Origin of the sequence: Paraburkholderia sp. RL18-085-BIA-A (genome assembly GCF_046027075.1) — a bacterium.
In the GTDB taxonomy this organism is placed as follows: Bacteria; Pseudomonadota; Gammaproteobacteria; order Burkholderiales; family Burkholderiaceae; genus Paraburkholderia.
In genome coordinates, this window is sequence record NZ_JARESU010000231.1 from 1 (window position 1) to 8,364 (window position 8,364).

9 protein-coding genes are annotated in these 8,364 nt (G+C 61.9%); 6 read left to right on the forward strand and 3 right to left on the reverse strand.

The window, feature by feature from the left end; all coding sequences use genetic code 11:
- Positions 1 to 292, forward strand: a 292-nt coding sequence (locus tag P0D89_RS49210) for a tyrosine-type recombinase/integrase (protein WP_408370610.1), incomplete at its 5' end; no start/stop codon positions are given.
- Here P0D89_RS49210 and P0D89_RS49215 read toward each other — a convergent pair.
- Positions 206 to 610, reverse strand: a complete 405-nt coding sequence (locus P0D89_RS49215; protein ID WP_408379139.1) for a DUF1488 family protein — start codon at positions 608 to 610, stop codon at positions 206 to 208. The genes P0D89_RS49210 and P0D89_RS49215 overlap by 87 nt on opposite strands.
- 774 nt (positions 611 to 1,384) lie before the next feature.
- Here P0D89_RS49215 and P0D89_RS49220 point away from each other — a divergent pair.
- From P0D89_RS49220 to P0D89_RS49235, 4 genes are all read left to right on the forward strand, one after another.
- Positions 1,385 to 1,756, forward strand: coding sequence for a BON domain-containing protein (locus tag P0D89_RS49220; RefSeq protein WP_408370608.1), 372 nt, complete (start codon positions 1,385 to 1,387; stop codon positions 1,754 to 1,756).
- Positions 1,757 to 1,779: 23 nt separating this feature from the next.
- The gene (locus P0D89_RS49225) at positions 1,780 to 2,052 is read left to right on the forward strand and encodes a hypothetical protein (protein WP_408370606.1); all 273 of its coding nucleotides are present in this window, start codon (positions 1,780 to 1,782) and stop codon (positions 2,050 to 2,052) included.
- A 413-nt stretch (positions 2,053 to 2,465) separates the two neighbouring features.
- A complete protein-coding gene (locus P0D89_RS49230) occupies positions 2,466 to 2,735 on the forward strand; it encodes a hypothetical protein (protein WP_408370604.1) in 270 nt (89 codons plus the stop codon).
- Positions 2,736 to 2,773: 38 nt separating this feature from the next.
- Entirely contained in the window at positions 2,774 to 4,036 is a 1,263-nt protein-coding gene (locus P0D89_RS49235) for a threonine/serine exporter family protein (RefSeq protein ID WP_408370602.1), read from the forward strand.
- A gap of 92 nt (positions 4,037 to 4,128) precedes the next feature.
- On the opposite strand, the gene P0D89_RS49240 is transcribed toward P0D89_RS49235, so the two are convergent.
- Positions 4,129 to 5,448, reverse strand: coding sequence for an IS110 family RNA-guided transposase (locus P0D89_RS49240; protein WP_408371104.1), 1,320 nt, complete (start codon positions 5,446 to 5,448; stop codon positions 4,129 to 4,131).
- 315 nt (positions 5,449 to 5,763) lie between these two features.
- The gene (gene ltrA, locus P0D89_RS49245; RefSeq protein WP_408370960.1) at positions 5,764 to 7,101 is read right to left on the reverse strand and encodes a group II intron reverse transcriptase/maturase; all 1,338 of its coding nucleotides are present in this window, start codon (positions 7,099 to 7,101) and stop codon (positions 5,764 to 5,766) included.
- Positions 7,102 to 7,668: 567 nt separating this feature from the next.
- Between ltrA and P0D89_RS49250 the strand changes: the two genes are divergently transcribed.
- Positions 7,669 to 8,364, forward strand: a 696-nt coding sequence (locus tag P0D89_RS49250) for a tyrosine-type recombinase/integrase (RefSeq protein ID WP_408379142.1), incomplete at its 3' end; no start/stop codon positions are given.

An 8,364-nucleotide genomic window follows, 5' to 3' on the forward strand; every position in this document is an offset into this window, starting at 1 on the left:
ACTGACGCGCGCAGCGTTGCACCGGATCGTGAAGGATGTTTTCAGCGGTGCGGCGCAATCCCTGCGTGCGCGTGGTGAAGACCATGCGCCGCGCGCCGACCGCCTCGAACAGGCATCGGCACACTGGCTGCGTCACAGCGCAGGGTCCCACATGGCGGACCAGCAGCTAGATCTGCGACTCGTGCGCGATAACCTCGGGCATGCGTCACTGACGACGACCAGTCAGTATCTTCACGTCGACGACGATCGCCGGCACCGCGAGACCGACGAGAAACACCGGATTGACTGGTGATGACTGGTGACCGATGGCAGCCCGGCCCTGGCGCCTGACCGGGAAATCGTCGGCGGTGAGCCTGACCGGTTCGCCCGGACGCAGGCGGACTTTCCTTTCAGCGACCGCGATAATGCGGCGCCGTCCGTCCGAAAATGCCTTGAGCATGCGGACCTGATCAGCGTCTCCGGGCAGCCAGAATTGCGCTTCGAGCGCCTCTCGCGTAATCGCACAGGCGACCTCGCTGCGATGCCCGCTCAGGCGGAACGAAATTTCATGCCGGTCCGCCGCGACAGCTGGCATCAGGTCAATAAGGTCCATGATTTCCACCTCCCGCATTCAGCTGCGAACTTTTAATTTCCTGACCTTCCTGTTGCCTGTCTTCAATTTTACAGAACAGACGGAGAACAGGCGCGCGCAGCCGAGATAGGCCGCCTGGACAACTAGCGGTGTAGCTTCTGCTTGCCCAACTGGAGACGGGGTTTGCGGTTGACGGTGATGCAGAGGTGCCAGACGGTTAGTTGCATGTTCGCGATCGACACGGATCTCCAGGGTGTGCCTTTACGGGAGAGGAACTTCACAGTGCCATGCGAAGGTGCGGTCAACTGATACAACGTGTCGGCAGGAAAAGCGCGCTCACGCCACCCCTTGCAGACGTACATCGAGGAACCATTGGAGGAGCCATCTGGATAGGCGCTATCGTTGCGCGATGGGCCGCAGGCGACCCACTCCGGACGCTGGACCAGGCGCCATCTAACCGGCAGCTTTCAGAGTGCAGCGGTCATTCACTTCTTCGAGTCGCTCGGCAGGTCATCGGCCATAGCCGTCGTTCAGCTTCCGTGCATCTTCTTAGAAGTCCGAAGTCGCTGACCTCCTATTCGACCAAAGTCTCATTGTCACAACAGAAATTTGGGACCATATTCTGTATGTCGCGATCGTATGTCTGCAGGCGGACCCGCGCCAGCGTAGCTCGGCCCATGATCAGTGATATGGATTCATCACAGGTTGTGCGATCGCAACTCGGCCTCGGTCCGCGTGAACAGACAGTAACGCACTGGCAGATCAGCGATCCGATCCAGGATCGCTCGCGACTTGTGACAACCGGAGAAAACAATGAAAGCACTCAAGGCTCTCAAGTTGGCTGGCGGCACATTGATCGCCGTGACTTCCATCGGCGCCTGGTGTCAGGCTAGCGACACAGGCATGGCTCCAGCACAGTCCACCATGGCGCCGTCGGGCGGCGGGATGTCGACGTCCAATAAACAAGCGGATCGGGCACTCAGCAAAAAGGTGCGCGCCGCGCTCGTGAAGAACAAGGATCTCACGGCTACGAATATCCATGTGCGTGCGACGAGCGGAGCCGTAGTGCTTGAGGGCACGGTGCCGGATGCGGCGCAGTCCGACAAGGCGACCGCAGCCGCGAAAGGCGTGCCGGGCGTGATGTCAGTAAAAAACGATCTGTCGATCAAAGAAGAGGGCCAGTAGATGCGTTTAAGCTGAGTACAGCGGTGAGCTTGCATGTCCGGCCCTACAACCTCATGCGGGTGTGGAGGATTCTGCAATTCAGGGGGCCGTTTTCGGCGTATGGCTTCGGCTGGGGATACTGCGCCTTTGCGCTGCCTGCTGAAGCCGTTTGCGAAAAACTCGGCGCTGCGAACGAGACCCCAAAACAATTGATGCTCGCCTTCGAGCTTGGCAAGCGCCGAGTTCTGCAGGCGGTAGAGCAGAAAGCGTTGCCAAGCACTGGCGAACGGATAACGCTTTCGGCAGATGATCTCTAACGTAGGGCTGACGCGCCGCTGATAGCGGTATCGCCGCACGGGCTGCACCACGCGCCTATGCCCCGGCGCCCATCGAGTTCGAACCAGTTTTTGCGCAACCGCTGCTTGTCGCGACCGGCAGTACACGACCCGTTTGAGTCATTCCGTCCAATTTTCCTAACGTCTGCTCTTGTGTGTTCTTACGAGACATTCGCAAACGACTGCTTGGCCTACCGCGCCCATAGAGGGGCGGGTCATACGTGCTCACCAGATCGCGGCAATCGTAACGTCAGTGATCGAAACCGTCGACCTGCAACACACGGAGACGGTGGCAGAAACTCCGCTCCAAACCCGCTGGAAGAGCCGCAGGAGATGAACAAGGGACTTACCGTCGGCGCCAACTACGAAGGGACGATCAGCGCACCGCGACGACCTTGGACGAATTGACCTTCGAGGCCATCGACACCGCGCGCCCGGATACGCGCCCCCATGACCAGATCGGCTTAGCTTTTGGCCGATCGACCGTCACCCAACGCCAAGCTGCTCTGTCTGAGCTGCTCGAGCCCGATCTCGGGCCCAAGAATGCGGAATATCGCTCGGAAATATACACTATTGTTTTTTCGCCCTGCCCAGCGTCTTTCCGCGGCCAAACATTCAATACATCCTTGATCCAGGCGGCTGCACGCGAGCATCCAGCGCCGTAATCCCGGGTATCCGGACGGATATAATCCTTTGAGGCGGTATGAACAAAGACGCCATCCCTCTGCAGGGCGCCATGGACGAAGTGGACACCATCGCATTGGCAGCCTCGCTCCTGTTCACGCACGGACAGACCACGGAAATGACTGTCGTCGCGGGGCAGCAACTCGGGCGCACGCTTGGCGTACCAGTCAGAGTATTGCCGCACTGGGACGAACTCGTGGTCGAGCTTGACCACACCTCCTACTCGGAAATTGTCCCGGCCGCGCCGCTAGGCGTACACATGGGCAAGGTCCTAGCTGTCCAGACGATAATTCGTCAAGTGTGCGACGGCGCCATGTCGAAGGCAGCCGCACGTCCGGCGCTTGTAGCGGCAGGGCGCATTCCGCCCGTCGGGATACTTCGCTTCGCTATCTTCGCGGCCATCGGCGCGGCGTCGCTCGGCGTGATCTTCGGCGTGTACGATGTGGCGAGCTTGGTTGTGATCGCCCTGAGCGCCGGCGTCGGAGCCCTTGTCCGTCGCTGGCAGGGGAAGCTTGGCAGCAATCCTTTCCTCGAACCGCTGTCCGCGGCCATGGTCGCCGGCGTGATCGGCGCCGTCGCAAGTCGCCTCCACCTTTCAGACGCGCAATCGCTCGTCGCGTTCTGCCCCTGCATGGTGCTGGTTCCCGGCCCGCATCTTCTCAACGGTGCGATCGACCTTGCTCGCACACGGATCACGCTGGGCGTCGCACGCCTGACCTATGCCGGTCTCATCGTGCTTATGATCTGTACGGGCCTGCTGATCGGGACGGCCGCCGCCGGCGGCGCGCTTCACGCCGGACCGTCCGTGGCCGCGCCGTTCGCCGCCGATGTCATCGCCGCAGGATTCGCCGTCGCGAGCTTCGGGACTTTCTTTTCGATGCCGTGGCGCCTGCTGCCCCTGCCAATCGCCGTCGGCATGCTGGCGCACGCGGCGCGCTGGGCGCTCATCTCGATCTTGAGCGCCAACGTGGTGACAGCGGCGTTCTTCGCCTGTCTTCTGGTCGGCCTGATCGTCGCGCCGATCGTCGATCGCCTACGCCTCCCCTTCGCCGCCGTCGGCTTCTCTGCGGTCGTCTCGATGATGCCGGGCTTCTTCCTGTTCCACGCCGCAAGAACGCTGCTTGAGTTGGTCGCCAGCGGACCGCGTGCGTCAGCCGACCTTGTCCCCGCCGTCGTTGCGAACGGCGCTACGGCGTTCCTAATCATCCTGGCCATGACCGTGGGACTGGTCCTGCCCCGCATGCTGATTGAGCGGTTCGCGACGGCGCGCCCGGCCTCTTGACTGATCAGTGTCCGAAACGTTGCCAGTGGATAGGGGTAGGAAACGGCGATCGCCGTCCCCTCTCTCCATGAACCTCCCGCGTTGGGCCGTTTTCAAGCTGTCTGAGCGACGCCGGGGACGGGAACAAGCTGGCGCCCCAACTCCCTGGCTAACCGCTTGAGGGCGTGTTCCCTGGTTTTACGGACCTGTTCCTCATAGCGCGCGAGTCCCTTTTCAACATAGTCGTCGCCCTTGACCATTACGCGCCAGAACCAGGCGGCGAGCTTGCGCGCGAGCGCCTTGGTCGCCACCAGGCCGCCGCGGCGTGCCGCGAGACGGCGGTAGAAACCACCGAGCGCAATATCCCTGCTGCGTACCAGGCTTTGCGCCATCATGCAGAACAGCTGTCCCGTCCGGTTGCGACCGCGCTTTACGCCTTTCCTGCGTTTGCCGCTATCGCTGCTGCCCGGTGCGAGTCCCGTCCAGGCGGTGAAGTGTTTTTCAGTGGGCCAGACGCTCAGGTCGGTACCCACCTCACCGATCAGTTGCAGCACGCCATAGGACGACAGCGCGGGCAGCTTCGTCAGATCCCGTCCGCCGCACATCTGGGCCAGTATCTCGCGCAACCTGGAAATTTCCGGTGCGTTGACGCCGGTCTGTCGGGTGGACCTGGGCAGCGGCGGCTGTGCCTCATCGTGCGGCGGCAGCACTGCGGCGATGCGTCTGTCGCAATCGGCGATGAGTTTCTGGTAGTGGTCCCAGGATTGCAGTGCCTGGCCCAGCGCGAAGATGTGCTCGTCGGCCCAGGTGCCCCGCAGGGCCTCGATCACGGCCTGTTCCTTTTTGCGCCGGATCTGCACGTCGCACAGCGCGACCAGGGCTTCGGGGGAACGCTCGCCGGCCACGATCGCGCGCGTCACTGCCATGCCGCTGACGCCGGCCAGTGAGGAGATGACATCATGCAGCTTGATGTTCATGCGCTCGAAAGCCTTTTGCATCAGTTGCACACAACCCGCTGCCGCCGCCACATGATCGGCGCGCAGGCGCAGGTAATCCTGCAGCCGGCGGATGTCAGCCGGTGGCACGAAGCCGGCGTGCAGCAGACCATGCATGTGCAGCGTGGCCCCCCACTGGCTGTCAGCCATATCGGTTTTCCTGCCTGGCAGGTTGCGAGTCTGCCTGCCATTGACCATGCGCACGTCCAGACCGGCGCTTTCCAGCACACCATACAACGGTAACCAGTAAACACCGGTCGCTTCCATGGCGACCGAATGCACGCCTTGTGCGAGCAGCCAGTCGCGCAACGCGTGTAGCTGCGACGTAACGGTACCGAACACTTCCGGCCGGTTGCCGCCCACCGAAACATGCATGTGTTCACTGCCGATGTCGACGAACGCGGCTAACGGATCGAGCATGGGGAGTGTCTGTAACATGGTGAACCTCCGCATTTGGGTACCACAATGCGCGCGGTGGCCCTGGCCCGGTCACGTCATAGGAAAAACAAATCTCTCCAGCGGGAAGCCGTGCTCACCAGAATGTGCGAGTGATCGCGACCGGAGCTATTCTCCCGCACGGGCAATCCGACAGTTGTCCGATGCACCAGAGGGGACTCAGCTACGCTGCCAGGAACCGCTACGCGTTATCTGACGATAGACGATCCCCGGTTCATGGTCCGTGTGCGGTTTTTGCAAAAAACTGAAGGCTCCCTCCGAACCCGCTGTGCGGTTTTCCCGCGACGGGCTCTCCAGTCAGTTGTTTCCACATCGGGATTGGCGCGCCAATCGAAGGGCTTCGGACATCGTGAACAGCCCAAGATTAGCGAAGAAGGCATTTGACCATCGCGTATGATCGCGAAGGCACCGACCCTGACCCGGACGATGAAGCTGTCGGCGCAGAATCGCTCGCAGACGGCGACGAACAAAGCCGTCGACGGACGAGAAGGTGTAGCGGTGGGCGTGCTGGAAATAGCCGAACCAGCCACGCAGGAGTGGATTGATCGAGGCAATGATCTCCGCGATCGAGTCCCCCCTGTTACGCCTGGTCAGGGCCCGGATTTTATCCCGCAGTCCCATGCGGCTCTTCTTGCGCACCCAACGTTGACCCGCCTCGAACCGGTAACCCAGAAACTCGAACCCATGACCCTCCAGCCGGCAATCCCCAACGTGGGTTTTGTCGGGATGCAGTGTCAAGCCGTTCGCATCTACCCAAGCCCGCATGCGAGTAAGCGCAGCTTCTGCCTCCTCACGTGTGCGGCATAGCACCACAGCATCATCCGCGTAGCGCACCATGACCAGCCCTGCCTGGCGCATTTCCACGTCAAGCTCGTGCAGGTACAGATTTGCCAACAAGGGGCTGACAACCGCCCCTTGCGGACTGCCGGAAGTCGGCGTCCAACGCGTCATGTCTTCCATGATGTCTTGCTTGAGAAAGTACTGGATCAGTTCCAGGACCCGGCCGTCCGCGATTCGCCCGGCCACTTTTGCGAGAAGGGGTAGGTGCGGAATCGAGTCAAAATAGCTTTGCAGGTCGGCATCGACCACCCAGCAGTAGCCCGCTTTCACATGCCGGTCCACTTCGCGCAGCGCATCCTTGCAGCCCAGACCCGGGCGGAAGCCGTAGCTTCGCGGCTCGAACTCGTGCTCAAAGATCGGCTCGATCACCAGCTTCAGGGCCGCTTGAACGACGCGATCCTTCACAGCGGGTATACCGAGCGGGCGACGTCCTTTACCTTTCGGTATGTAGACGCGCCGCACCGGCTGCGGGCGATAGCTGCCATCCTGCAATGCATGCGCCAGTTCAGTGAGGTATCGGTCCCGCGCTTGCGCGAATCGCTCCACGCTCATGCGGTCCACCCCAGCCGCCCCGGCGTTCTTCTCGACCTGAGCCCATCCCAACGCGAGCGTTTCCAGGCGAAACACCTTGTCAATCAGACTATGCCACTTGCCTCCTCTAACTCCGTTTTGTAGAGCAGCCAACATAGCGTCCGTCCAGATTGAAGCTGACGCGAATTTCCGCTGCACGCAGCTTTCCAGCGCGTCTGCATCTCGTCTAGTCGTTTCCGACACTGGCGATGCTTCGATCTTCATCTCTGCTTCCTTCCGGTCTTTTGCTATCAACTTTCCTGCCCCGCTTCCCTAGTGCGCCTTTTGCTCTGACGCAGGTCTCCACGACTTAACGCTGCCGTGTGCAGTACTATCGGGACTCTGACTCCTGCCAGCGTTCACCTCGCCGACAGGTCTCCCCGCTTGCTTCGTGCCACCATCCCCTCGTTCCGTCCTCAACCACGTGGTACGCCACCGCACCGCTTTATCCGCCACGACAGCGTGCTGTGTTGTTTCCAGGCTTCGCCACTTTCGTGCAGGCTCGCCGCCATACCCCGCCGAAACAGGTTCGTTAACCTACGGACCGACAGTTCGCTTCCGGTTACTCCCCACCCCGCCTCGCGACGACGCAGTTACCTTCAGCTACGGAGCTGTGGCCAACTCCGACAGGGACTTTCACCCTGCAAATGGCACGCCATCACGGGCGTACACGAAACCGCTCGCGCGGTAATGGGGCGCCGATTGAGCTCTGGTGGCAGGTGAGAGGAAACCAGCTCTGTTTCCATGTTGGGTACGAGGCAATCCGCCTCGTTCCTCAACAGGAGCAGAGCCATGACTCACACCAGCCAGGATATCAGTCCGCTGCGCCAGCGCCTGATCGACGACATGCGCATGCGCAAGCTCGCACCCGGAACCCAATCCGGTTATGTCCGCGTGGTCCGTCAGTTCGCCGCTTTCCTCGGACGCCGGCCCGACACCGCCACGGTCGAGGACCTGCGGCGCTACCAGCTGCATCTGGTCGACCACGGCATCTCGCCCGTGTCGCTGAATGCCGCCATCACCGGATTGAAGTTCTTCTTCGACATCACGCTCAACCAGCCCGAGCTGATGGCCCGCATGCAGCCGGTGCGGGTGCCACGCACGTTGCCCGTGGTGCTCAGCCCCGACGAAGTGGCCCGCCTGATCGCCGCCGCCGGCAACCTGAAGCACCAGACGGCATTGTCGGTCGCCTACGGTGCCGGGCTGCGTGCGAGCGAAGTGGTGGCGCTGAAGGTCGGCGACGTCGACAGCCAGCGCATGACGCTGCGCATCGAGCAGGGCAAGGGCCGCCGCGACCGCTACGCGATGCTCTCGCCGGTCCTGCTCGAGCGCCTGCGCGTCTGGTGGCGGGTGGCCCATGCGCAGGGCCGGATGCTCGAGAGCGGATGGCTGTTTCCGGGCCTCGATCCGGTGGACCCACTCAGCACGCGGCAACTGAACCGCGCCATCCATGCCGCCGCAGAAGAGGCACACCTCGGCAAGCGCGTA